Annotated in this window: 25 protein-coding genes and 1 tRNA gene; 16 read left to right on the top strand and 10 right to left on the bottom strand. The window is 42.8% G+C overall.

The window, feature by feature from the left end:
• Positions 1 to 3 precede the first annotated feature (3 nt).
• The 9 genes from ribD (at position 4) to M2470_RS13625 (ending at position 9,529) form a co-directional block, all read left to right on the top strand.
• Complete coding sequence (gene ribD, locus M2470_RS13585; protein WP_280745543.1) at positions 4 to 1,083, top strand: bifunctional diaminohydroxyphosphoribosylaminopyrimidine deaminase/5-amino-6-(5-phosphoribosylamino)uracil reductase RibD; 1,080 nt, start codon at positions 4 to 6, stop codon at positions 1,081 to 1,083.
• A 109-nt stretch (positions 1,084 to 1,192) separates the two neighbouring features.
• Positions 1,193 to 2,557, top strand: a complete 1,365-nt coding sequence (locus tag M2470_RS13590; protein ID WP_280745544.1) for a DUF6242 domain-containing protein — start codon at positions 1,193 to 1,195, stop codon at positions 2,555 to 2,557.
• Positions 2,558 to 2,632: 75 nt separating this feature from the next.
• Positions 2,633 to 3,349: a DUF6089 family protein gene (locus M2470_RS13595; RefSeq protein ID WP_280745545.1), complete on the top strand. Its 717-nt coding sequence runs from the start codon at positions 2,633 to 2,635 to the stop codon at positions 3,347 to 3,349.
• 14 nt (positions 3,350 to 3,363) lie between these two features.
• A complete protein-coding gene (locus M2470_RS13600; protein WP_280745546.1) occupies positions 3,364 to 4,107 on the top strand; it encodes an isoprenyl transferase in 744 nt (247 codons plus the stop codon).
• Between the two features lie 15 nt (positions 4,108 to 4,122).
• A complete protein-coding gene (locus tag M2470_RS13605; RefSeq protein WP_280745547.1) occupies positions 4,123 to 6,801 on the top strand; it encodes a POTRA domain-containing protein in 2,679 nt (892 codons plus the stop codon).
• A 76-nt stretch (positions 6,802 to 6,877) separates the two neighbouring features.
• Positions 6,878 to 7,393, top strand: a complete 516-nt coding sequence (locus tag M2470_RS13610) for an OmpH family outer membrane protein (RefSeq protein ID WP_280745548.1) — start codon at positions 6,878 to 6,880, stop codon at positions 7,391 to 7,393.
• A gap of 68 nt (positions 7,394 to 7,461) precedes the next feature.
• The gene (locus M2470_RS13615) at positions 7,462 to 7,956 is read left to right on the top strand and encodes an OmpH family outer membrane protein (RefSeq protein ID WP_280745549.1); all 495 of its coding nucleotides are present in this window, start codon (positions 7,462 to 7,464) and stop codon (positions 7,954 to 7,956) included.
• Positions 7,957 to 8,028: 72 nt separating this feature from the next.
• A complete protein-coding gene (gene murI, locus M2470_RS13620; RefSeq protein ID WP_280745550.1) occupies positions 8,029 to 8,862 on the top strand; it encodes a glutamate racemase in 834 nt (277 codons plus the stop codon).
• A 1-nt stretch (position 8,863) separates the two neighbouring features.
• A complete protein-coding gene (locus M2470_RS13625) occupies positions 8,864 to 9,529 on the top strand; it encodes a M15 family metallopeptidase (RefSeq protein ID WP_280745551.1) in 666 nt (221 codons plus the stop codon).
• On the opposite strand, the gene M2470_RS13630 is transcribed toward M2470_RS13625, so the two are convergent.
• From M2470_RS13630 to M2470_RS13645, 4 genes are read right to left on the bottom strand one after another with little or no spacing between them, the layout of a single operon-like run.
• Complete coding sequence (locus M2470_RS13630) at positions 9,526 to 9,894, bottom strand: YccF domain-containing protein (protein WP_280745552.1); 369 nt, start codon at positions 9,892 to 9,894, stop codon at positions 9,526 to 9,528. The genes M2470_RS13625 and M2470_RS13630 overlap by 4 nt on opposite strands.
• Before the next feature lie 7 nt (positions 9,895 to 9,901).
• Positions 9,902 to 11,158 carry a peptidoglycan DD-metalloendopeptidase family protein gene (locus M2470_RS13635; protein WP_280745553.1) on the bottom strand — a complete coding sequence of 419 codons (1,257 nt, stop codon included), beginning with the start codon at positions 11,156 to 11,158 and terminating at the stop codon, positions 9,902 to 9,904.
• A gap of 13 nt (positions 11,159 to 11,171) precedes the next feature.
• Positions 11,172 to 11,732 (bottom strand): crossover junction endodeoxyribonuclease RuvC, encoded by a 561-nt coding sequence (gene ruvC, locus M2470_RS13640; RefSeq protein WP_280745554.1) that lies wholly within the window; start codon positions 11,730 to 11,732, stop codon positions 11,172 to 11,174.
• 2 nt (positions 11,733 to 11,734) lie between these two features.
• Positions 11,735 to 12,043, bottom strand: coding sequence for a DUF4286 family protein (locus M2470_RS13645; protein WP_280745555.1), 309 nt, complete (start codon positions 12,041 to 12,043; stop codon positions 11,735 to 11,737).
• 78 nt (positions 12,044 to 12,121) lie between these two features.
• Between M2470_RS13645 and M2470_RS13650 the strand changes: the two genes are divergently transcribed.
• The 4 genes from M2470_RS13650 to M2470_RS13665 all read left to right on the top strand — a co-directional run bounded on the left by M2470_RS13650 (position 12,122) and on the right by M2470_RS13665 (position 15,582).
• Positions 12,122 to 12,195: transfer RNA gene (locus M2470_RS13650), tRNA-Ala, on the top strand.
• A gap of 381 nt (positions 12,196 to 12,576) precedes the next feature.
• Complete coding sequence (locus tag M2470_RS13655; protein ID WP_280745556.1) at positions 12,577 to 13,125, top strand: DUF4924 family protein; 549 nt, start codon at positions 12,577 to 12,579, stop codon at positions 13,123 to 13,125.
• A gap of 3 nt (positions 13,126 to 13,128) precedes the next feature.
• On the top strand, positions 13,129 to 13,995 hold the full coding sequence (gene rfbD, locus M2470_RS13660; RefSeq protein ID WP_280745557.1) for a dTDP-4-dehydrorhamnose reductase: 867 nt from the start codon (positions 13,129 to 13,131) through the stop codon (positions 13,993 to 13,995).
• Positions 13,996 to 14,004: 9 nt separating this feature from the next.
• Complete coding sequence (locus tag M2470_RS13665) at positions 14,005 to 15,582, top strand: peptide chain release factor 3 (protein ID WP_280745558.1); 1,578 nt, start codon at positions 14,005 to 14,007, stop codon at positions 15,580 to 15,582.
• On the opposite strand, the gene M2470_RS13670 is transcribed toward M2470_RS13665, so the two are convergent.
• The 5 genes from M2470_RS13670 to M2470_RS13690 all read right to left on the bottom strand — a co-directional run bounded on the left by M2470_RS13670 (position 15,583) and on the right by M2470_RS13690 (position 20,047).
• Complete coding sequence (locus tag M2470_RS13670) at positions 15,583 to 16,275, bottom strand: YjjG family noncanonical pyrimidine nucleotidase (protein ID WP_280745559.1); 693 nt, start codon at positions 16,273 to 16,275, stop codon at positions 15,583 to 15,585.
• Positions 16,275 to 17,147 carry a hypothetical protein gene (locus M2470_RS13675; protein ID WP_280745560.1) on the bottom strand — a complete coding sequence of 291 codons (873 nt, stop codon included), beginning with the start codon at positions 17,145 to 17,147 and terminating at the stop codon, positions 16,275 to 16,277. The genes M2470_RS13670 and M2470_RS13675 overlap by 1 nt, the downstream gene beginning before the upstream one ends.
• Before the next feature lie 17 nt (positions 17,148 to 17,164).
• Positions 17,165 to 17,872 (bottom strand): 16S rRNA (cytidine(1402)-2'-O)-methyltransferase, encoded by a 708-nt coding sequence (gene rsmI, locus M2470_RS13680; protein WP_280745561.1) that lies wholly within the window; start codon positions 17,870 to 17,872, stop codon positions 17,165 to 17,167.
• Positions 17,873 to 17,885: 13 nt separating this feature from the next.
• Positions 17,886 to 18,455, bottom strand: coding sequence for a hypothetical protein (locus tag M2470_RS13685; protein ID WP_280745562.1), 570 nt, complete (start codon positions 18,453 to 18,455; stop codon positions 17,886 to 17,888).
• Positions 18,456 to 18,631: 176 nt separating this feature from the next.
• The gene (locus M2470_RS13690; protein WP_280745563.1) at positions 18,632 to 20,047 is read right to left on the bottom strand and encodes an AAA family ATPase; all 1,416 of its coding nucleotides are present in this window, start codon (positions 20,045 to 20,047) and stop codon (positions 18,632 to 18,634) included.
• Positions 20,048 to 20,140: 93 nt separating this feature from the next.
• Here M2470_RS13690 and M2470_RS13695 point away from each other — a divergent pair, with 93 nt between their 5' ends.
• The 3 genes from M2470_RS13695 to rsmD are packed head-to-tail and all read left to right on the top strand — an operon-like array spanning position 20,141 to position 22,154.
• Entirely contained in the window at positions 20,141 to 20,767 is a 627-nt protein-coding gene (locus tag M2470_RS13695; protein ID WP_280745564.1) for a hypothetical protein, read from the top strand.
• A gap of 14 nt (positions 20,768 to 20,781) precedes the next feature.
• Positions 20,782 to 21,609: a DUF3822 family protein gene (locus M2470_RS13700; protein ID WP_280745565.1), complete on the top strand. Its 828-nt coding sequence runs from the start codon at positions 20,782 to 20,784 to the stop codon at positions 21,607 to 21,609.
• Positions 21,597 to 22,154 (top strand): 16S rRNA (guanine(966)-N(2))-methyltransferase RsmD, encoded by a 558-nt coding sequence (gene rsmD, locus M2470_RS13705; RefSeq protein WP_280745566.1) that lies wholly within the window; start codon positions 21,597 to 21,599, stop codon positions 22,152 to 22,154. The genes M2470_RS13700 and rsmD overlap by 13 nt, the downstream gene beginning before the upstream one ends.
• Here the strand turns inward: rsmD and cls are convergent.
• Positions 22,126 to 23,568 carry a cardiolipin synthase gene (gene cls, locus M2470_RS13710; protein ID WP_280745567.1) on the bottom strand — a complete coding sequence of 481 codons (1,443 nt, stop codon included), beginning with the start codon at positions 23,566 to 23,568 and terminating at the stop codon, positions 22,126 to 22,128. The two genes, rsmD and cls, sit on opposite strands and share 29 nt — an antisense overlap.
• Positions 23,569 to 23,647: the final 79 nt, after the last annotated feature.

The raw sequence follows: 23,647 nt of genomic DNA on the forward strand, positions 1-23,647 counted from the left end.
AGAATGATTCCGATAGAGGACAAATATATGCTACGATGCTTGGAACTGGCACGCCACGGAGAGGGAAAAGTAAGCCCTAATCCGCTGGTAGGTTCCGTGATCGTACATCAGGGAAAAATCATAGGAGAAGGCTTTCACCGGAAATACGGAGAGGCACATGCCGAAGTAAACGCAATAGCTTCTGTACGTGATGAAAGACTATTAAAAAACGCAACCTTATATGTTAATCTGGAGCCTTGCTCACACTATGGAAAAACCCCTCCCTGCTCAGAACTCATTATCCGCAAGCAAATCCCCCGGGTAGTAGTGGGATGTTTAGACCCCAACCCTGTGGTATCCGGCAACGGGATCCGCATGCTGCAAGAGGCCGGAACGGAGGTAGTTACAGGCGTTATGCAAGAAGCATCGTATGAGGCAAATAAGGTATTTATGACCAGTATGCACCTGAAGCGTCCTTACATATATCTAAAGTGGGCACAAAGTAGCGACGGCTTTATAGACCGTATGCGCAAAGATGCCTCCGAACGCCCGGTTACACTTTCTTCGCCGGAGATGCTTCAGCGGATACATAAAAAACGAGCCGAGACAGATGCCATTATGGTGGGTACACGTACAGCCTTGTTAGATAATCCTTCGCTTAATGTACGATACTGGAGCGGCAAATCGCCCGTACGGATTGCCTTAGACAGAGAACTCAGCATCCCGGCTTATTATCATTTGCTGAACGGAGATATTCCCACGTTACTATACAGCGGAAAAGAAAAAGAAAACAATAAGAATGTCGAATACGTAAACATAGACTATTCGGCAGATGTATTGAAGCAAGTACTGGCAGACCTGCATAGGCGGCGCCTCAACTCCTTACTGGTAGAAGGAGGAGCCTATCTGTTAAACCACTTTCTGCAAGCAGGACTGTGGGATGAGGTACAGATAGAAACTGCTGCTATTGCATTAGGTGAAGGTGTAAAAGCACCTGCTTTTAAGTTACAGAAAGATATTGTATTAAAAAAAGTATCTTTTGGGATAGATGAAAACGGCAAAGAACACGTTGTAACCGTTTATTCACGTAAAAATCAGTTATAAAAAATACTGATTCGTCACTAAAATATTATAAATATTGCGTTTGTTTGGGGAGAAAGCCAAAAATGTTTCTACTTTTGTCCTTTAATACGCAACCAACTTATGTTTTTGGATGAAAAATAAAATATTACTATTTATTACAGGATGTATTACGTTGTTGTTAGCGTCTTGCTTGAACTCGGATGACGAGAATACGGATTATACAGTAATAAAGGATGCACAGATTCGTTCACTCACCCTTTCTCATGATTCGGTGAGCGGGCTAAGCAGTGTAAAATTTACCATAGACCAACTTAACGGGAAAATATTCAATCTGGATTCCCTGCCTTATGGCACCGAAATAGAAAAGGTATCCTGCAAGTTAACGTATGTTACAGGGGTATTGGGTACTGAAGTCACCATGGAAGTAGTCCCCGACTCTTCTTTTTACTGGAACGGTTCGGACTCATTAGACTTTTCAAAGCCTGTCAAATTCAAGACATATGCATACGATGGCGTTACTACGAAAACATATACAGCCTGGGTAAACATCCACCAGGTTGATCCGGACTCTATGGTATGGGAGTTATATGCCAACAATCCATTACCTGAAGCTGTAGAAGAGCAGAAAGTAGTAGTCTACCCATTGAATGGCACAGACGAATTCTTCATGTACACTCAAACGGCTAACGGCTACCAGCTATATCATTCTCCCATAACAGATGCAAAAAACTGGGAAGCGCTTTCGCTTACAGGTTTGCCTTCCGCAGACCTTGCCCTTTCACAAATGACCTTATATAACGGCAAGCTGTACGCACCTTCTGCCAACGGAGGGCTTTATGGCTCGGAAGACGGCTTAAGCTGGTCTGCCATAGCAAACGCCCCTTCGGTAAAGTATCTGCTTGGAGCTGTAGCCGAAGGTACCAACCAGGCCCCTGTTCTATCGGCCATTATAGAAGCTGAAGATAATCTTTACTTTGCCGGAATGAACAAAGAACAGCAATGGCTACAAGGAAGTATCGTTCCCGAAAGATTCCCTCTAACGGGCTTTGGTGCTGCCCCATATAATAACATGTATCACGAATACCTGCTGATTGTAGGAGGCCGCAACAGTAAAGATGAATTAACAAATACCGCCTGGGCTACCATGGACGGACAAAGATGGGCGCTCCTTTCCGATGAAAAAGTAAGCTATTTCAAACCAAAAGAAGGGATCATCCTTACAAAATATGATGATAAAATGTTCTTAGCCGGTGGTATCGAATCCGGTGGAAAGCCTTCAAAAGAGATTTATACATCTACAGACTATGGAATTACCTGGTCTTTACAAGATACATTGATCATATTCCCGAGTGCATATAAAGCCAGGGGATTCTCATCTGTTTATGTTGACAATAACAACTATATGCTTATTTTCGGAGGAAAAACAAGCAAAGACGCGAAATCCGTAAATGAAATATGGCGGGGACGCATCAACCGTTTGGCAACCAAGGACTGATAAAGTTCTAAATGGTATAATTTTATGAGACATTTAACGTTAGAAAAAGAAGGTACTGTAATTAACAGCTAAGGTATGACTTCAACTTTTTTTCAACGAATTGTCTTTATAATTCTGCTAATCGGATTATTTCCTGCTCTCAGGGCTCAGGAATACAAGTATGAAATCGGAGGAATGACCGGTGGTGCTTTTTACATGGGTGATGTAAATAAAAACACTCCTTTTAAAGGGCTTAATCCGGCGCTTGGCGGCGTATTCCGCTACAATGCCAATTTCAGGTGGGCGATTAAAGCCAATCTGATGTGGGCACGTGTATCGGGAAGTACAGACGGCTTGGACAATGTATTTCCGGGAAATGCACAAGCTTCGTTCGACAGAAATTTGTTTGAACTGGGAGGGCAGGCTGAGTTTAACTTTTTTGCCTACAGCGATAAGTTTTCGTACATGAATACGAAACGCTTCTCGCCGTATATATTGGTTGGTTTAGGGCTAACAGTAGCTCCGGGTAACGGAGAAACGTTTGCCGGGCTGAATCTTCCCTTGGGGGTAGGCGTAAAGTATAAATTGAAGAACCGGATCAATCTTGGATGTGAATTGTCGTTCCGTAAACTATTCGGAGATAATTTCGATGTAACAGACGACAGTAATGCCATACTGGATGATCCCTATCATATAAAAGGCAGTATTTTAAAAAATAAAGACTGGTATTCACTTTTGTTACTATCGGTAACCTGGGATTTTGGCCCACGAAGCAAACCTTGTAACAATATAAACAGCATACTAGGCTTTTAGAGAATGAAAAACGCATGTCGTTAAAAGAAAAAATAGACAAGAATCATCTTCCGCAGCACGTGGCTATCATTATGGATGGAAACGGGCGGTGGGCCAAATCAAAAGGAAAAGACCGTAGCCACGGACACCAGGAAGGTGTAGTAGCTGTTCGCAAAACAATAGAAGCCGCTACAGCCATCGGATTAAAATATGTAACTGTCTATACATTCTCAAACGAAAACTGGAACCGTCCGGAAGAAGAAGTTCTGGCACTAATGGAATTGCTGGTTACAGCCATTCACCGGGAAACCCCGGATCTGATGAAAAACAATGTACGCCTGCTGGCCATCGGCAATCTGAAGCGCTTACCTCAAAAAGCCTACGACACATTAGCCGACTGCATCAAGCAAACTTCTCAAAACACCGGAACAACACTTATCCTGGCGCTTAGTTATTCTTCAAAATGGGAACTAACAGAAGCGGCTAAACAAATAGCACAGGACGCAGTAGACAAGAAAATAAATCCCAACGACATAACTGAAGCAGTAGTTTCAGACCACCTAACGACTAAAGGTATTCCCGATCCCGACTTGCTTGTACGCACGGGAGGAGAGAAAAGAATCAGTAACTTTCTGTTATGGCAAATGTCATACACCGAATTTTACTTTATTGATACCTTTTGGCCGGACTTCAGAGAAGAAGAGTTATATGATGCGATCTTGTACTTCCAACAACGGGAACGTCGTTTTGGCAAGACTAGTGAACAATTAAATCTATAAACAAGAGTTGTTAATATGTGTAAGAGAATAGTGCTGTTTTTTATTTTCCTTGGTTTTGCTTGCGGAGCATACGCACAGGAAACTACTGACACTACCCATGTTGATCTTCCGGTAGAGGTGCCGGTTATTTCGTACTCCCTTTCCCCTAAAAAATATAAAATTGCTGATATAAAAGTAACTGGTACTCAAAACTACGACGACTTTGTATTGATCGGATTCTCCGGTCTGTCGGTCGGAGATATGATTACGGTACCCGGCGATGAAATTACGGGAGCTGTCAAACGGTTTTGGAGACATGGATTGTTTTCGGATGTCAAAATATTGGCAACCAAAGTAGAGGGAGACGATATTTGGTTGGAAATACAACTGAAACAACGTCCCCGTATATCCCAGGTAAACTATAGCGGAGTAAAGAAAGGCGAGCGAGAAGAACTTGAAACCAGACTGGGGCTAAGAAAAGGATACCAGGTTACCCCGAACCTGATGGATCGTGCCAAAATTGTAATCCAGAAATACTTTGATGGCAAAGGATTTAAAAACGTCACTGTAGATATTGTACAGAAAGACGATCTGGCACATGAAGGAGAAGTAATTCTGGATATCAACATCGACAAAAACGAAAAGACAAAGATCAACCTGATCAGCTTTGAAGGAAATGACGCATTAACAGACTTCCAGCTGAAAAAGGCAATGAAAAAAACAAATGAAAAGTTCTCTCTGCCCAAGCGATTCAAGACCAGTATCCTGGAAATGTTCAGCACGAAAAAATTCACGACAGAAGAGTACGAGAACGACAAAAAGAATATCATAGAAAAATACAACGAACATGGTTATCGTGACGCTGTGATACTAGCTGATACCGTGTACAACTTCAACGAGAAAAAAGTCAATATCGAACTAAAAGTAGAAGAAGGACAAAAATACTACCTGAAAGACATCCGTTTTGTAGGAAACACGCACTATTCCACGGACATTCTGGAAGCTGTATTAAATATGAAAGCCGGAGAAGTATATAACCAAAAGAAACTGAACGAACGTCTGACAATGGATGACGACGCCGTGTCAAACGTATACTTCAACAATGGATACCTATTCTTCAATGCAGACCCGATAGAAGTTGAAGTAGAAAACGATTCTATTTCACTGGAAATCCGCATACAAGAAGGACCTCAGGCTACAATCAACCGTGTAATCATCAACGGAAACGACCGTTTGTATGAAGACATTGTACGCCGCGAACTTCGTACCAAACCGGGGATGTTGTTCAGCCGTGAAGACCTGATCCGTTCCGTTCGTGAATTGGCACAGATGGGACACTTCGACCCGGAAAACATGAACCCGCAACCCCTACCCGACCCGGACAACGGAACAGTAGATATACAATACAACCTGGTATCAAAAGCCAATGACCAGATCGAATTCTCTGCCGGATGGGGACAAACCGGTGTAATCGGTAAACTGAGCTTACGCTTCACCAATTTCTCTATGAAAAACTTCCTGAATCCCAAGTCATACAAGGGAATCATACCTCAGGGAGAAGGACAAACGTTGACATTAAGCGGACAAACCAATGGCCGCTACTATCAGGCATATAGTATCTCATTCGTAGACCCCTGGTTTGGAGGAAAGCGCCCCAACACCCTATCGGTAAGCGCCTATTTCTCTAAGCAAACAGATATCAGCAGCAGCTACATGAGTAACAATATGTATAATTCTTACTATAATCCGTACAGCTATTATAGTGGATACGGGTATGGAGGATACGGGGGATATGGTGGATATGGTGGATACGGCAATTATGGCAACTATGAAATGGCATACGACCCCGATAAATCAATTATGATGCTTGGTATAGCTGCCGGATATGGTAAACGCCTGAATTGGCCGGACGACTATTTCCAGTTCATGGCTACTCTGAACTATCAGATGTACATTATGAATGACTGGAACTACTTCCTGGTAACCAATGGCACCAGCCATAACATCAACCTTGAATTGCTCTTGCAACGTAGCTCCATAGACAATCCGCTATACACCCGTAAGGGCTCTCAATTCTCCTTGTCGGTGGCAGCCACTCCTCCTTATTCATTGTGGGATGGCAAAGATTATGCCGCAATGGACGACTATGACGAGCGGAAATACAAAATGATCGAATATCATAAATGGAAATTCAAAGCCAAAATATTCTCTCCGTTAACACCCATGTCGGTTAAACGTACACCGGTACTGATGTCGCGCGTAGAATATGGCTTCTTAGGCCAGTACAACAGCGATAAGAAGTCACCTTTTGAAACATTCTACATGGGAGGTGACGGTATGAGCGGTTACTCCAGTACATATGCTACGGAAACAATTGGTTTGAGAGGATATGAAAACGGAAGCATCATTGGTAATGACGGCCGGGGATATGGTTATGCATATTCGCGTCTATCTATGGAGCTTCGCTATCCGTTCCTGCTTGAGCCATCTTCCACTATTTACGGTTTGGCATTCGTAGAAGCCGGTAACGCATGGACAGACTTGAAAAGCTTTAATCCATTCGGATTGAAACGTTCTGCGGGAGTTGGCGTTCGTATCTTCTTGCCGATGATCGGGCTGATGGGTATAGACTGGGCTTACGGATTTGACAAGACAGACGGAACCGGAGAAAGAGGTGGCAGCAATTTCCACTTTATCATTGGCCAGGAGTTTTAATTAACTTAATTTAGCTACTGCCTCCTAAACCTATGGTAAAGGACGCTGTCTTAATATTGAACACAAAAGAATGAGTATGAAAAAAATTATTGCCTTATGTAGTTTGATGCTTCTCTGCTCTTTTGCAGGGGTAGCGCAGAAATTTGCGTTGATTGACATGGAATATATTTTAAAAAATATTCCGGCGTACGAAATGACAAATGAACAGCTCAGCCAGGTTTCTCAGAAATGGCAGAACGAAGTAGAAGCCATTCAGCAGGAGGCTCAAAATATGTATAAATCATATCAGAGTGACTTGGTATTCCTCTCTGCGGAAATGAAATCAAAACGTGAAGAAGAAATTGTTAAAAAAGAACAAGAAGCCCAGGATGTAAAACGTAAATACTTTGGAGCCGACGGTGAGTTGTATAAAAAACGGGAAAGCCTGATGAAGCCTATCCAGGATGAAATTTACAATGCTGTAAAAGAAATTTCGGAAGACAAAGGCTATCAACTGATAATAGATCGGGCTTCGGCTATGAGTGTCATATTCGCTTCTCCGAAGATAGACATTAGTAATGAAGTATTACAGAAGCTAGGATATTCAAAATAAATGATTACATTTGCGGACTTTATTCGCTATAAATTAGCATGATTAATAACAAATAGATAGTATAAAAAATGAAGAAACTTATTGTTTTATTGTGTATGATCCTACCTTTAGGGGTTGTTGCTCAGGAGATGAAAATTGCGTACGTAAATGTTCAGGAAATATTTAGTGCTATGCCTGAAATACCTACTATTGAAAAACAATTAGAGGAGCTAAATCAAAAATACGACAAGGAATTGAGAGTAATGCAGGAAGAGTACCAGAGAAAATCTGCGGATTACATTGCACAACAAGACTCCCTGACGGAAAACATCAAGCTGAAAAGAATGCAGGAAATTGAAGATATCCGCACACGCGTAGAAAACTTCATCCCGGTTGCTCAGCAAGATATTCAAAAGAAACAACAAGAGCTGATTGCACCTGTTCAGGAAAAAATACAGAATGCTATCAAAGCTATTGGTGAAGAAAAAGGATATACTTATATTATCGACCCGCAAGTATTCCTTTACACTGGAAATAGCGCTATCAATGCAACTTCTTTTGTAAAAACAAAACTGGGTATTTAATTAAGATTCCAATTAATATAAAGGATGCTTTTCTTGGAAAGGCATCCTTTTCTTATTAAACAAAAGCATCACATGTACTCACAAACACCCGGACCGATCGGTATATTTGATTCCGGCTATGGCGGACTGACGATCTTCGACAAGATACAACAAGCACTCCCCGAATACGATTATATCTATTTGGGAGACAATGCCCGGGCACCTTATGGTTCCCGTTCTTTTGAGGTAGTCTATCGTTTTACCCGCCAGGCAGTGATCAAACTATTTGAAGAAGGCTGCCAGTTGGTTATCCTGGCCTGCAACACAGCTTCGGCAAAAGCCTTGCGGACGATTCAGCAAAAAGACCTTCCTTCATTAGATCCCAACCGCCGGGTATTAGGTGTCATACGCCCTACTGTAGAAGTGATAGACAAAGTGAGCCAATCAAAACATGTGGGAATAGTAGGAACATCAGGTACTATTTCGTCTCAATCCTATACAATAGAAATAGAAAAGATGTTTCCGCATATTCAGGTAACCGGTGAAGCTTGTCCGATGTGGGTACCTTTGGTAGAAAACAATGAATCTCAATCTCCCGGAGCCGACTATTTTGTAAAGAAACACCTGGAGCATATCCTAGAAGCCGATCCTGCTATCGACACCTTGGTTCTCGGATGTACACACTATCCTTTGCTCACTGATAAAATCAGAGAATACCTTCCGGCAAATGTCAATATATTTGCACAAGGAGAACGGGTTGCAGAAAGCCTGAAAGATTACTTAATACGGCATCCGGAAATGAATGCACGACTGACACAGACAGGAACAAGCCGTTTCCTTACAACCGAATCAGCCGACAAGTTTTCAGAGACAGCATCTATTTTTCTCAGTCATCCCACCCAGGTCGAACAAATAACTATCGACTGATATGAAACGGATTATATACCTACTGCAGTTTCTTTTACTGCTGGCGACAAACAGTCAGGCCGGGGAGCTGGATCGCTATCTCTCGTCCAAAGGCATGGTTGATGTTTCACGCGTAGACACCTCTATTCACATACTACTCAAATACGCTACGACAGACAATCTCTTCAACAAAGCAGTATATTCCGGTATTACAGGCATCTGGCTACATCCGGATGCGGCAGCCAAACTACAGAAAGCCCAACGCATATTGAAAAGCAAATATCCGGCTTATTCGTTAATTGTATATGATGCAGCCCGCCCGATGTCTGTTCAGCGGAAAATGTGGGATATGGTGAAGGGAACAAGCAAAACAAACTATGTTAGCAATCCGGCAAAAGGAGGTGGATTACACAACTACGGCATGGCTGTAGACGTTACAATTGTTGATAAATCAGGCACTCCCCTGCAAATGGGAAGCCCCTATGACCACTTCGGGGAAGAAGCACACATCAATAATGAAGAAGCATTAGTAAAATCAGGTAAGATCACCCAGCAGGCATTCAACAACCGCCGCCTACTCCGCCAAGTAATGCGGGAAGCCGGTTTCCGCACCATCCTGTATGAATGGTGGCACTTCAACGCCTGCTCAAGAGAAGAAGCCCGAAAAAACTATTCTTTAATAGATTAGTTTATATTCTTCCCAAAAGGGGTAAGAGCCAATGCTGCCATCTTGAAGTGCTGCATACCGAAAGGGATACCAATAATCGTTATGCACAAAAGCAGCCCAAAGCCTAAATGGGTCAGGCAGATGCATATACCACCAAAAATCAACCAGATTACATTCATGATTACAGACAGGCAGCCTCCGGAGTTACCTCCATCCGTAACTGTACTGCCGAAAGGCCAGAGAGCCAAACGAGCCAGTTTTAGTGTCTGAAGCCCAAAAGGGATACCGATAATCGTAATCATCATAAGGATACTGGCTACCAAATACTCAATACAAGTAAGAATCCCGCCAAAAACCAGCCAAATAATATTACCTAATAATTTCATACTGAGTTTATTTATTATTGATACAAAAACTATCTAACTCTGCCAGCACCCGTTGTTTTTCTAACAAGAAGCTATCTCGCAATTCAGGTTTAACCGGATCACCGGGAGGCACTTCCATCGTTAGGGGATTAATGGCCTGTCCGTTTTTATGAACCCTGAAGTCCAGATGCGGGCCGGTGGACAAACCCGTAGAGCCTACATAACCGATAACCTCTCCCTGTTGAACACGTTTTCCTACCTGAAGCCCTTTGGCAAACTTACTCAGATGCATATAGGTAGTGGTATACACCGAATTGTGTTTTATTTTCACGTAATTCCCTCCTCCGTTCTCATATGCACGAGCTACAACCGTACCCTCACCGATTGTTTTGACGGGAGTACCTACCGGAGCTGCATAATCTACGCCATGATGAGCCCGGTATCGCTTCAATACCGGATGAAAACGAGAATTGGAAAAACGGGAAGTGATCCGGAAGAAATCCAAGGGAGCTTTCAGGAACGCTTTGCGGAGGCTATTTCCCTCTTCGTCAAAATACTCAAAGATACTATCTTGCGTGAAAGGAATTGCATAAAAATCCTTACTCTGATGGGTGAATTTCGCACCTTCAATCCGAACGATATTGAGCGGTATCGTATCATCTATGTAAGCAATATCATAAAGCACCTGAAACGAGTCGCCTTCTTTTACATCATAAAAATCAATCTGCCAGGCAAACACATCCGAGATCTTAATCGCCAACAGAGGGTCTACTCCGCTTGCCTTTAATACATTCCACAAAGAAGAATTCAGGGTTCCTTCTGCATAGTGGCGATTTAATGAGATATCCTTATTGTATTCGTAAGCCAGAATAGAATCACCCGTAAAGTCTATTATTGCAAAATCAGTCATCGATTTAGCAAACGCGATATAGCGGATAACAGCCGCACTATCGGAAGTCGTAAAAACCGAATAGTTCATCCCTGCCCGCAATTTAGTAGGATCCAACACATCGGTTGAAGCTTTGCTGATACTATCAGCCTTAGCAGGCGAAAAACCCAGTTTTCCAAAGATAGATGCCGGATTGTCTCCGCTTTTAATCGGGTACTCCGTTACACTCAGAGAATCAATGCAAATTCCGTACTGGAAAACCTTTTGCAAACTATCCACCCAGTCACTATCGACTTCACCACAGGCCTGCTCAGAAGTGCGCTTACAGGATAGAGTCGAAATAAATAGAATAAGGATTAAATATATCGGTATTTGTTGTGAGAATAGTCGCTTCATGGTATCATCAATGTTATTTCTTTACTTTGCCGGGGTTTTTGCTGATAAAATCTTTCCAACCGGTATATTTTTTTGGCGAAGCAGGATTATTGCTCTGAAAAAAGTGACAGAGAGCGGCAGCCAAACCATCTGTTGCATCTAATTGCGGAAGCATGTGTTCATCAGGGATATGCAGATATCGTTGAAGCATTCCGGCCACCTGTTCCTTCGATGCATTTCCGTTTCCGGTGATAGACATCTTTATCTTTAAAGGTGCATATTCAAAAATAGGCATGCCACGGTTCAATGCAGCGGCCATAGCAACCCCTTGCGCACGCCCCAGCTTGAGCATACTCTGCACATTCTTACCGAAGAATGGAGCCTCAATAGCCAATTCGTCGGGTTGATATTCATCAATCAGACCGGTAACCCGCTCAAAAATTTTATGTAGACGTACATAATGATCCTCATACTTATTCAGTTGCAACACTCCCAAAGCCTCAACCTTCGGTTTGTTACCTACAATCCTCAACAAACCATAGCCCATAACAATGGTTCCGGGGTCAATTCCTAGTATAATCCGGTCTTTTGCCATACTTATATATCCAGTTCTTCCAGCAAAGTAGTAAAACCGGCAATCTTATTCCCGAAACGGCTTGTCAACTTCTGATGCATACCATGCCCTTCTTTCTCCAGCCAATACTCCAGCGTATCCATGTTTTTCACATGAAACTGTACACTATAACTCTCACCTTCTCCCTCTGGAGTATGCATAATTCGTCGTAGGCACGGCTGTTGCAGAAACCCACTCGCCACCGCCTCGGGTATATATATATTCTTCAAATAAGCCACGCTCTCTTCCAGGATTGCGCTGTCTATATGGAATGTAGTATTATAAACGATCATCACTTAAATAAAATTTCTCTTACAAAGATAAGGCATATATCAGGAAAAGCTTTATATTTGCACTCGAAAATAAAAGACGGGGCATTAGCTCATCTGGCTAGAGCGTTAGACTGGCAGTCTAAAGGTGATCGGTTCGAGTCCGATATGCTCCACACCCGAAAAAGTATTCCTGCAGGAATGCTTTTTTTTGTTTCCAGAAACTTTCCAAATGATAAAACCCCAACTCTTATTGTATTTTTCATTTCATAAAGCAACACCGATAGATAGATTGTAGTTCTTTATATTTCAAACAATTATAATGATACAGAAATTACATGTATGCAATTCATAAATAGCACCCATGCGTTTTTCAAATTGCACGCATGCGTTTTTCTGATCGCATGCGTGCAATTTTCACTTCGTGTAAGTTATTGTCTGTACGTACAAAATATAATTATACAGACTTCAGCGTTAGAATGTAGAATAATTATTAAAAATGATCGTTACGGAAAGGATGAGTTCTATTTTTGAGCTTTATAGTTTATCTTTGTAGCATGATTATCGCTCAACAGAAAAGAAAAGAAAGTATTGCCGAATATTTGCTGTATATGTGGCAGGTAGAGGATATTATCAGGGCTAATAATTTCGACATTAACGCCATACGGCAAACGGTTATTGCTCAGTATGACCAGCCGGAGGAGGTGAAGGAAAAGATTGTCGGGTGGTATGAGGAATTAATCGAAATGATGCGCACGGAAGGGGTCACCAAAAAGGGGCATATCCAATTGAACAACATCATTATCACGGCATTGACCGACCTTCATCTACGCCTGATGAAATCACCTAAAGAGATGGTTTATGGAGCGGCCTACTACAAAACGCTTCCTTACATTGTGCAACTTCGCACCAAATCGGGTGGAGAAGAGTTGCCTGAACTGGAAACTTGCTTTACAGCTGTTTACGGATATCTGATGCTACGAATGCTACGGAAAGAGGTTAGTGCCGAAACGCTGGAAGGAATCAAGCAAATCAGTTCGTTTCTTGCCTTGCTTTCCGAAAAATACAAGGCTGATCAAAATGGAGAATTAAACTTAGAAGAATAATAAATGAAAACAATTTTAGTTACCGGTGCCAATGGACAATTGGGTAGTTCACTCCGTTTGTTGTCCGGTCGTTTCAAAGATTTCAAATTCTTATTTACCGATATCGACACCCTGGATATATGCAATAAAGAGGCTGTTCTTGAATATGCAAAGACACATGCTGTAAAATACATTGTAAATTGTGCGGCTTATACGGCTGTAGACAAAGCGGAAGACGAAGAAATACAGTGCTTGCGGATCAACCATGATGCCGTTCGCAACCTGGGAGAGGTAGCTACGACTATTGGCGCCTGTATTATCCATATTTCTACCGACTATGTATTCGACGGTACAAACAGCGTTCCCTATGTAGAAACAGACTATACATGCCCAATGTCGGCCTACGGACGAACTAAACAGGCCGGAGAATTGATACTGAAAGCCGTTTGCCAGCAATATGCTATCATTCGGACAGCTTGGTTGTATTCTGAGTTTGGGAATAACTTCGTAAAAACCATGATCCGCCTGGGAGAGGAACGGGATGAATTAAATGTAGTATTCGACCAAATCGGTACTCCTACTTACTCTGGCGACCTGGCTGTTGCTGTCCTGGCTATTATAGAATATTCGGAGAGAGAGAAATTTGTTCCGGGAACCTATCATTATTCCAACGAAGGGGTATGTAGCTGGTATGATTTTGCCTTGAAAATCTTCGAGATAAAAGGCATATCCTGCGAGGTATTCCCTATTGAAACAAAAGATTATCCTACAAAGGCTACCCGCCCGCATTACAGTGTATTGAACAAACGTAAGATTAAGCAGACATATGGGTTGCAGATTCCGCACTGGGAAAAGAGCCTGCGGACTATGATAAACAAATTAAACGGCTAAGCATCAAACATGGCATATTCAGAAGAGATACAAAAAAGGAGGACATTTGCAATCGTCAGCCACCCGGACGCGGGAAAAACAACATTAACAGAAAAACTTTTATTATTCGGAGGTGCCATCCATGTGGCAGGAGCCGTTAAGTCGAACAAAATCAAGAAAACAGCCACCTCCGACTGGATGGAGATAGAAAAGCAGAGAGGGATTTCTGTTGCTACATCCGTTATGGCCTTTGATTATTCCGACCATAAAATCAACATTCTTGACACGCCCGGTCACCAGGACTTTGCGGAAGACACCTTCCGTACACTAACGGCAGTAGACAGTGTTATCATCGTGATTGATATAGCCAAAGGGGTAGAAGCGCAAACCCGTAAACTGATGGAAGTATGCCGGATGCGTAAAACACCTGTTATTGTGTTTATCAACAAATTGGACCGGGATGGTAAAGACCCCTTCGACTTGCTGGACGAGATAGAAGAAGAACTACAAATAAAAGTTCGTCCCCTTAGCTGGCCGATTGATATGGGACAGCGCTTCAAAGGGGTGTACAACATCTTTGAAGAAAAGCTAGACCTTTACACTCCCAGCAAGCAGTACATGACAGAAAGCATAGAGTTTAAAGACATAAACAGCCCGGAGTTGGAAAATCATATTGATTCTCAGTTGGCAAGCAAGCTTCGCGAAGACATCGATTTGATACAGGGCGTATATCCGGACTTCGACGTAAACACCTATCTGAAAGGGGATATCGCCCCTGTTTTCTTTGGCTCAGCGCTGAATAATTTCGGTGTAAAAGAGCTACTGGATTGCTTTATAAAAATAGCCCCCTCCCCTCGCCCGGTACAGGCTGTAGAACGGATAGTAGAACCGGAAGAAGAAAACTTTACCGGTTTTATCTTCAAGATACATGCCAATATGGACCCTAACCACCGGAGTTGTATAGCATTCGTCAAGATATGTTCCGGACGTTTCGAGCGAAACGCCAACTACAAGCATGTCCGCTTCAATAAACAGATGCGCTTCAGCAGCCCGACAGCCTTTATGGCTCAGAAAAAAGAAACGGTAGACGAAGCTTTTGCCGGAGACATCATCGGTCTTCCCGACACCGGAAACTTCAAGATCGGAGATACACTCACCGCCGGAGAAGAGTTACACTTTAAAGGACTCCCCAGCTTCTCACCCGAGATGTTCAAATACATCGAGAATGCCGACCCTATGAAAGCCAAGCAGTTGAACAAGGGTATCGAGCAGTTAATGGACGAAGGAGTTGCACAGTTGTTTACCAACCAGTTCAATGGCCGGAAGATCATCGGCACGGTTGGCCAATTACAGTTCGAGGTAATTCAATACCGCTTGCTGCATGAATATGCTGCACAGTGTAAGTGGGAACCTATCAGCTTGTATAAGGCTTGCTGGATAGAAAGCGACAATGCACAGATGCTGGAAAACTTCAAGAAGCGCAAGATGCAATACATGGCATTGGATAAGGAAGGTCGCGACGTATATCTGGCTGACTCATCTTACGTATTGACAATGGCACAGCAAGACTTTCCGGATATTAAATTCCACTTTACTTCGGAATTCTAATCAAAGAAATTGTTTGATTTCCGCCAAAGAGCGGACGGTATAGGTAGGTGTGAAACCACTTTCGGCTAGTCCTTCGGGATTGAGCCATAGCTGGTCTATCTTCGCGTTATGAGCCCCTACGATGTCGGCATCCCAGCTGTCGCCAATCATCAGGGTTTCGCTCCGTCGCGAGTTTGTGTTGATCAAAGCATAATCAAATATCTCCTTATGAGGCTTTTGTATATTGGCATCTTCCGATAGTATCATACGGTCGAAAAACGAAGCCAGACCCGAGTTACTCAGCTTCAGGAACTGCACCTCCCGGAATCCGTTGGATAATATATACAGTTTATACGAGGGGCGGAGATACTCCAACAGCTCAACGGCTCCCGGTATCAGGCGGGTTTTGGTGGTTGTCCGCTTCAGGAAATCATCATTCAAACGTAGGGCCGACGCTACATCTTCTATTCCCTGAAAGCGCAATATATAGCGGAAACGTTCTACAATCAAGGTATTCCGGTCTATTTCATGATTCCGGTATTGCGCCCATAATTGCAGATTATGAGGCATATAAACATCATAGAAAGCCTCAAAGGAGTCGAACTGCTGATCAAAAAGATAATCAACATAGACCTCTTTGAGGCATTCTTTATTATTGTGATACGTATCCCAAAGGGTATCGTCCAGATCTATGAAAAGGTTTTTATATTTCATTATCCAACCTCTATCACCAGGTATTTACCTAAGCTCCAGAACGATTTAACATCTGTAATTTTAAATGTGATATTTCCCTCTCCGTCTTTTACGAACTCATATGATCCGTCGGGGTGATTGGATTTCAGCTTGGCTTTCCCTGCAAACAAAGGTATTTCTGTTACTTCACGCACATCGATAGAAATGAAATAATCTCTGTTGAAGCCGTCCTGAAGCACTTTAGATTTAGCAAACAGGCCGCCTCCCGTAAGGATTTTCTGACTTTTCAGTTCTTTTGAAGTACCAAAGCAATAATAAGCTGTATTCAGCGCTTTATCCTGTGCTTTCAGCTTTTCGGCTTGTACGGCACTGGTAGCAGAAAGATCTTCAATATTCTCATTCAGAGATGATACCATATCATCCAATTCTCTGATACGAACATTCTTCTTTGCCAGGTCTTCCTGCAAAGCTACAACCATGGTAGCTTTCTGGTCGAGTTCGGCTGTCAGACGGTCTATTGTCTTCCGCAAAGCAGCAGATTGAACATTACTTTTTTTCAGGCGGTCTTCCAATTGGCTGATCTGCTCCTTGTTTTTGCTCAAGGTTTCACGGATCAACTCCATGTTTTTCCGGATCTGTTCGCGGGCAGTAGGTGTTAGTTCTCCACCCTTTTGCTGCTGCATATTCAGATAGTTTTCCGCATCCCGAATAGACTGAAAATCAGCTTCAATATCATTCAAGATAGACAACATCTCATTTATTTCGGAAGCATTCTTAGCATTCTCTATTTGCAGAGAATCATTTTCTGCTTTCAGCTGCTTATACTGCTTTGAATTCTCAACACAAGACGTCAGCACAACAGCACAAATACAAGCCAATACTACTCTTTTCATGTTCTCTTTGTTTTAATTTAAACTTTTACTTTATCCTCTTTCTTATCCCGGCCTTCCTTCAGACCTTCTACTACTATAACAATTTCACCCTTAGGTTCGTTCACCGTAAAGTGGTTTGCAACCTCTTCCAATGAACCCCGAACCGTTTCTTCATACAATTTAGATATCTCGCGAGAAACGGACACCTGCCGCTCCAGCCCGAAATACTCCCCCATCTGTGTCAATGACTTAACCAAGCGGAAAGGAGATTCATACAAGATGATCGTACGAGGCTCTACAGCTAATTCCTTCAAGCGGGTTTGCCTCCCTTTCTTCTGCGGAAGGAAGCCTTCAAAGCAAAACTTATCGCTCGGCAGGCCGGATACCACCAATGCCGGAACAAAAGCCGTTGCACCGGGTAAGCACTCTACTTCTACTCCCTGCCTGACACATTCGCGCACCAGCATAAAGCCCGGATCCGAGATGGAAGGGGTACCGGCATCCGACACCAAGGCGATAGTCTCTCCGCCCAGGATGCGGTTAGCCAACTGTTCTACAGTCTTATGCTCATTAAACTTATGGTGGGACTGCATTCTGTTCTGTATCTCAAAATGCTTTAACAGAAAACCGGTTGTTCGTGTATCTTCCGCCAGAATAAGGTCGGCCTCTTTCAATACACGAAGCGCCCGAAGCGTTATATCCTCCAGGTTGCCGACAGGGGTTGGTACAACGATCAGCTTTGCCATAAACGGTTTATTTTCAAGAAAAACGCTTCTCCAGTAATTTCACAAACTCGGATACAATGGGACTATCTACTTCCCAGTTCAGTTTATTATTCAGATAATCAATAGAATCCTCATACGAATGAAGTTCATTAAGATCCGATATTACTTTATTCATCTTGGCTTCATCTCCGCTAAACAGCTCGCGACGGAAATAAAAATGATCATTCAAACTAAAGGCTTTTCTGAAGTCCAAAAGATTCTTTTTCTCAAGTACATCGTTCAGAGATACAGATGTTTTCTCCATCACTTCCGCATGTACTGGTTCAGGTATCACCTCCGGAACAGGTTCCGGCTCAGGTGCAGGAAGCGGCTCCGGACGGGGTATTTCCCTTATCATCTCCTGATACTCTTCCATCTGTTTACGCATCAGTTCTACCTGTTCACCTTCAAGCGTATGCAGGTCTTTCAATATCTTATGCGTTAAATCAAACGTCTGGCTAAAGAAAGACACAGGATATACTTCCGCATCACGTATCCCGGCCACTATTTTCTCCAGTTCCCTTATATCCAGTAACAGATAATCTATTCTCTCTTTATTACCCATATTGTAAAAACCTTAAAACATATCAACGCGACAAATATACATGATAAATAGCGATTAACGGATATTCTGTCTGAAATATTTCTAAGTCCCACAATTGTTGAACTCATGTTCTACAATTGTTGAACACAAGTTCTACATATGTAGAACATGAGTTCAACAACTGTGGGATTTCAAAGTTAATTCAAAAAATCTTTCGGAAGATTGACCAGATACAGGTTCTTGGTCGCACGAGTTATAGCGGTGTACAGCCATCGGTAGAAGTCTTCACCCAGCATCTCTTCAGACAGGTAGCCGACATCGAGAAAAACATTCTCCCACTGTCCACCCTGTGCCTTATGGCAGGTAACGGCATAGGCATATTTTACCTGTACGGCATTATAATAAGGATCGGCTTTCATCTTTTTCATTTTCTCTGCTTTTGTAGACAGATCAGCATAGTCTTCCAATATGGTAAAGAACAGTTTATCGTTCTGTTCGCGCGACAAAGCAGGGGTTTCCAGTTGCAGGGTATCAAGCAATATTTTCATATCGGCTTCCAGGTCATAATCCTGAAAATAGACTGTCACATCTGCAAAGCGAAATCCGTATAGCTCAGTTGTTTTCCGGACACGCAATACCCGTACGATCTCACCGTTTGCTATGAAATCGATCTCTTTATTATCTGTCGTCCAGAAATAGTTGTTTTTCGCCACCAGCAGCCAGTCGCCCGATGTCAGTTCTTCCTCCCTGTAGAGGATGCGGTTTCGTATCCCGTTATTGTAAATATTTGCCCGTTTATTGGAGCGGACAACAATCATGGTTTCGTCCATCCCGTCCCTGTCATATGCCGACGAAATAGTTTCTATCAGCTCATCACCTGTTATATAGTGGATGTCAGCATAGCCTTCTATCCTTAGTTTTGGAAAAATATCCACCCTTTGCTTACGAAGCGCCTCCCGCAAAAGGGTGGCATTATACAAGATGCCCGAAACGTCATTTTGACGTACCACCTGAGTAAGGGTTCTTGTTTCTACCTGCAGATTATATCCCTGAAGAATGGACGGATTCAGCGCCGGGCTCTCCGTCTGCATAACAGGAGGAAGCTGTGCCTCATCCCCCATCAGTATCATCCGGCAATTTTCTCCCGAGTAAACATACTGGATCAGGTCGTCCAGCAAGCGCCCACTTCCGAACACATAAGAGTCGAGTCCCTGGTTGGCTATCATAGAAGCTTCATCTACGATAAAAATCGTATCTTTATGCAGATTATCAGAAGGCATAAAGCCTGTAGGCTCGTTGGAAAAGGCCTTCTGGCGGTATATTTTCTTGTGAATCGTAAAAGCGGCATGGCCTGCATAGCCGGAAAAAACCTTTGCCGCGCGTCCTGTAGGAGCCAGCAGAACGGTTTTTTGCTTCAAGTCTGTCAAGGTTTTAACCAAGGCTCCAACCAGTGAAGTTTTACCCGTACCGGCATAGCCTTTCAGCAGAAATAAAGAATCTGCATCCTGCGACAAGAGGAAATCCGAAAGCGATTTTAACGCTTCCATCTGGTCAGCCGTCGGTTCAAAAGGGAAATTAGTCAGAATTTGTTGTGTTAAATAGCTATTTATCATTTTACACACAATAATTTTTGCGATAAAGGTAGCGTATTTAAGATTCTTTCTTAAATTTGCCGAACGAAATAAATTATAAAAGCAATATACACCATGAAAGTTACATTGAAAATTTTACTTGTAGCAGCTGTCCTATTATTGACTTACATGTGTTACAGGAGTATCAAGACACCAATGGAATTCGATGCCGAAAAAGAGACACGCGAAAAGGCAATCATTAGCCGTTTAATCGATATTCGTAAAGCTCAGCTCGAATACAAAAACGTGTACAAAGAACATGCCGGTTCGTTCGACGATCTTATCAAATTTCTGGATGAAAAGAAATTGCCATTCCTGAATAAGGTAGGTGTTCTAACCGACGAACAGTTGGAAAAAGGTATGACAGAACAAGAAGCTGTAAAGAAAGGATTGATCAAACGTGACACTTTCTGGGTATTGGCTAAAGATACATTATTCAGCCCGACTTATAACTCTGCCGACTTACGCTACGTTCCGGGAACACAAAAACAGTTCAACATGGATACTGCCACGCTTACTTCAGGTGCAGGTTATACCATCAAAGTATTTGAAGCCAACGTAAATTACAATGACTATCTGGGAGATCTTGACAAGCAATTGCTTCTGAACTTGGAAGACAAAGCCGAAAAACAAAGCAAATTCCCCGGATTACGTGTTGGTTCTCTGACAGAAATTAACAACAACGCAGGTAACTGGGAATAATAAAATCAACGATAATGACTATCAGTATTCCTGATACGTTCACGCTTGATCATTCGGAAAATTATATAATGTCCATCCGGCTCTGGTCGGGTGGACTTTCTTTTTCGGCTTACCACCCGCAGGAAGCCCAGAGCTTTATTTATCGCGAAATAACATTCGACCGGCATACTCCTTATATCACATCACTAAAGGAGCTATTCTTTGCCAATGAGCTATTTGCCTGGAATTACAAACGGACATACGTCTTGTATGTTTCCCCCCAATATACACTTGTGCCGAAGGAGGTATTTGTAGAAAAAGAGAAAGAAACGCTAATGTCTTTTACGTTTTCCTCACGGGAAAAACGTACGATGTCAAACCCGATAAAAGATGAACAGGCCGAACTGTTATTCGACCTGAACGAAGATATCTTTGAGTTTTGCTCCCGTTCGCTAACCAACCCTATATTCATTCATCACGTCACACCATTGCTTATCACCTTAAAAAGGCAAAGCCTTACAGACAAGCAGAAACAAACATCGGTTGTTATACACAAACGCATGATTGATATCATTTGTTTTGCCGAAGGGCAGTTGCTCTTTGCCAATTCCTTTATGTATGAACAGGCCGACGATTTGTTATATTATATATTATACGTATGGAGACAGACCCGTATGGATCAGCTACACGATCGCCTCTCCTTATCGGGAGAAACAGCCTTGTGTAACGAAATTGCACATAAGTTACAGACCTATTTGCAACATATCGGACAAATAGAGATTCCCTCCGAAGCCTATCTGCTGGGAGGTGAGATACTGCAAGCTCCTATTGATCAACTATTTTTATCAGTATGCGAATTATAAGTGGAAAATACGGCAGACGGAGATTTGATGTTCCTTCTTCTTTCAAAGCACGTCCGACAACCGACTTTGCAAAAGAAAACATCTTCAATGTACTTGGCAACTTGTTCGCCTGGGAAGGCGTGGAGGCCTTAGACCTATTTGCCGGAACAGGTAGTATCTCTTTCGAGCTTCTTTCCCGTGGCTGCCGGAAGGTTACGGCTGTTGAGCAGAACAACGCGCATGCCGCTTTTATCCGCAAAGTAGCCAACGAACTCCAAACCAAAGACCTGCATCTGATACGCGGAGACGTATTCCGCTACCTCCACTCGGCTCCGAAAGAGCATTTCGACTTTATCTTTGCAGATCCCCCATACAACCTTAAAGAATTGGCAGAGGTTCCTACTCTTGTTTTTGAGAGGGATTTACTCCGCCAAGAAGGCATCTTTGTGATGGAACACCCCAAAGAGTACGACTTTTCCAACCTGCCTTACTTCAATCAGCGGCGGGTATATGGCTCGGTAAATTTCAGTGTTTTTATTAAAGAAGAGGAGAGAAAAGACGCATAAACGACTCGGCAATGCGTTGCTTAATCGGCCGCCTCAACCAGCGCGTAGGGATCAGCTTTTCACAACTATGCACATCGTGCTGGAATATTTTCTTCATCTGTAATGCAAAGTCTTTCTGATAGATAAACGCATTTACTTCAAAATTGTGTTCAAAGCTGCGGAAATCCATATTGGAAGAGCCGATACAGGCTATCTCGTCATCGCAGACAACCAGCTTGGCATGCAAAAAGCCCGACTCATAAAAGAACACTTTAGCACCCGCTTTCACCATATCGTCAATGAAAGAACGTGAAGCCATATTCGCCGTTTTGGTATCCGAGCGCTTCGGCAACATCAGCCGCACATCTACTCCACCTAAAGCAGCCGTTTGCAAAGCCTGATTCAAGCCCTCCGTCGGAAGGAAATAAGGCGTTTGCAAATACACATACTTCTTGGCGTTGGAAATCATAAAGATAATGGATTGCAATAAGGTACGCCACGGTCCCGTAGGCCCACTAGTCAGTATCTGCATGATATTGTCGGAATAAACAGCCGCCGGAGGATAATATATTTTGTTGTTCAACAGCTTCTTACTAACCACATACCAATCGATCAAAAAAGCCGACTGAAGACCTTGCACCCCTTTGCCTACAAACTTAAAATGCGTATCCCGCCAGTCGCCCCAAGTAGTTCCTTTCACGTAACGGTCGGCAATATTCATCCCTCCCATAAAGCCTACTTTGCCGTCTATTATTACAATTTTCCGGTGATTCCGGTAGTTCACCTTACTGGCAAGCACTGGGAAAGCCACCCGCAGGAAAGCATATACCTCTATGCCGGCTTCTGTCATTTCCTTGAAGAACTTAGGCTTTACGTTCCAGCAACCTACATCATCATATAATACACGTACTTCTACTCCGGCTTTGGCCTTATTGATCAGTATGCTTTTTATCTGATTGCCTATTTCGTCGTCTAGAAAGATATAATACTGTAAATGAATATGATGAGTAGCCTGTTCCAGTTCTTCCATCAGAGCGTTGAACTTATCCGGACCGCTTGTATAAGTAGTAACTTCCGTACCGTAAAACAGAGGGGTCTGATGATTATGCCCCAGCAAAGTAACCAGGGGTTTATATTGTTCGGGTACAACACAAAAATCCTGCATGTGCTTGCCTCCGGTATGTGGATGCTTCATGATGCGTTTGTAGGTACGGCGCGAGATAATCCGCTGCTTGCGGTTGTCTTGTCCGAAATAGAAATAAAACAACAAGCCTACTCCCGGCAGAAACATTAACACAATTACCCAGGGGATGGTTTTTAAAGGATTCCGGTTTTCCGTAATAATAACCAACACCAAGCCCAGGATAGTCAGCGAGTAAAGGAGAATAAAAATCAGCCCTACTACCGTTTTTATTTCAATTGAAGTCCACCACATAAGTATTCTTCCTGCAACATGAATTGTAAAGTTAAGAAAGGTTATGAAATAATCAACTACCCTTGCTTGTATTTCTCGG

The organism is Parabacteroides sp. PH5-46, assembly GCF_029892785.1.
Taxonomy (GTDB): Bacteria; Bacteroidota; Bacteroidia; order Bacteroidales; family Tannerellaceae; genus DFXE01.